Source organism: Romboutsia sp. 13368, assembly GCF_018336475.1.
GTDB lineage: Bacteria > Bacillota > Clostridia > Peptostreptococcales > Peptostreptococcaceae > Romboutsia.
The window spans coordinates 1,678,581-1,680,539 of record NZ_CP048741.1 but is presented as its reverse complement, the minus strand read 5'-3'; the positions used below and the strand labels follow the sequence as shown (position 1 = coordinate 1,680,539).

Sequence of the window (1,959 nt, the reverse complement as noted above, 5' to 3'; positions counted from 1 at the left end):
TAATTTACCCCCAAAAAATTATGATAAAAAGAGTAAGATGATTAATCACCTTACTCTTTTAATATAGCACTAACTTAAATTATTTTGAAGTTACTTTTATTTTTTCATCTCTTATAGCTACTTGAGTTTCTTTATCGAATATATGAATTCTATGCTTATCCATAGCAAGCTTTAATTTATCTCCTATATTTAACTTGTATCTACCATCAAATCTTGCAGTTATATCATGGTTTCCTGCTTTTAAATAAGCATATATCTCTGCACCCATAAGTTCTCCAAGCTCAACATTAGCTTCAAAAGTACTATCTAAACTATTATCAACAAATATATCTTCTATATGTATGTCTTCAGGTCTTATACCTAAAACAACTTCTTTACCTATATATCCATTAGATTTTAAGCATCCACAATCACCAGCATTTAATTTTATACTTAAAGCATCGTTTTGTGCATATATTTCTCCATCTTTTTCTACTAACTTAACATCTATAAAGTTCATTTGAGGAGCTCCTATAAATCCTGCAACGAACATATTATTTGGAGTATCATATATATCTTGAGGTGTATCTATTTGTTGAACTACACCATCTTTCATAACAACTATTCTATCAGCCATAGTCATAGCTTCTACTTGGTCATGTGTAACATATATAAATGTAGTACCAAGTGATTTATGTAATTTAGTTATCTCAGTTCTCATTGCTGTTCTAAGTTTCGCATCTAGGTTTGATAAAGGTTCGTCCATTAAGAAAACTTTAGGATTTCTAACTATAGCACGTCCAAGTGCAACCCTTTGTCTTTGACCACCAGATAAAGCTTTTGGTTTTCTATCTAGTAAATGACTTAAGTCAAGTATTTTAGCAGCTTCTTGAACCTTTTTGTCTATTTCATCCTTAGGCATTTTTCTAAGTTTTAAAGCAAATGCCATATTATCATATACACTTAAGTGAGGATATAGAGCGTAGTTTTGGAAAACCATAGCTATATCTCTATCTTTAGGATCTACATCATTTACTAATCTATCTCCTATGTATAATTCGCCATCACTTATATCTTCAAGACCAGCTATCATTCTTAGGGTAGTTGATTTACCACATCCAGAAGGGCCAACTAAAACTACAAATTCCTTATCTTCTATATCTATATTTACATTTTTTACTGCATTAAATCCATTATCATAAGATTTGCATATATTTTTTAAAATTACCTCTGCCATAATATTTATCCCCTTTTATTAAATATTTTAATTAAAATTAATTATAAATAAATAGTAGTATAAAAGTGTTTTCCTTATAATGTTTATATTGACTAAAAAACTTTGTATATATTTTACAAAGGCATTTTAATAATATACTTACTAAATAAGAAAAATAAAAATTAAAAAATTATTCACATAACTACTTTAATAATTGAAGTTAAGTAAATTTTGAGTATATAATAATGAAGTAGATAAATTTTTAAGATAGGTAATATATCTTAAAATGACTATTTATTATATAAGAAGTAGTCAATATTTCTTAATAGAAGGTAGTAGAAATACTTTTAAACATGATATTATTGATCTATAAAAATAAATTTTTATTTTCTAGACATAGTTATATAACTATTGTAATATATAATATAGTGGTTAATTTGACACAAAATGGAGGAGATTATATATGTYTTTAGCACAAAATACAGATGCAGCTACTGATAAAGTTATAAAAAATATTGAAAATTTAGAGCATATAGATTTTAGTAAAATAAAAATGAGTTCATTATTAGAAAAATTAATAGAGTGGACAGCAACTACAGGATTTAAACTTATAATAGGGGCGTTAATAATATCTATTGGGTTTAAGTTAATTAATAAGTTTGTTGGTAGATTTATTTATGTTTTAGAGAAAAAAGATGTTGATATAACTCTTAGTAAATTCTTAAAATCACTTATAACTGTTGGACTTAAAATAATTCTTGTTT

General features: G+C 26.0%; 1 protein-coding gene and 1 pseudogene. One reads left to right on the top strand and one right to left on the bottom strand.

The genetic code is table 11. The annotated features are described in order from the left end of the window. Positions 1-79 precede the first annotated feature (79 nt). Positions 80-1,216 (bottom strand): ABC transporter ATP-binding protein, encoded by a 1,137-nt coding sequence (locus G3997_RS06790; protein WP_296644730.1) that lies wholly within the window; start codon positions 1,214-1,216, stop codon positions 80-82. Between the two features lie 442 nt (positions 1,217-1,658). Between G3997_RS06790 and G3997_RS06785 the strand changes: the two are divergent. Further along, positions 1,659-1,959 (top strand): annotated as a pseudogene (locus G3997_RS06785) (hypothetical protein); the annotation flags it as partial.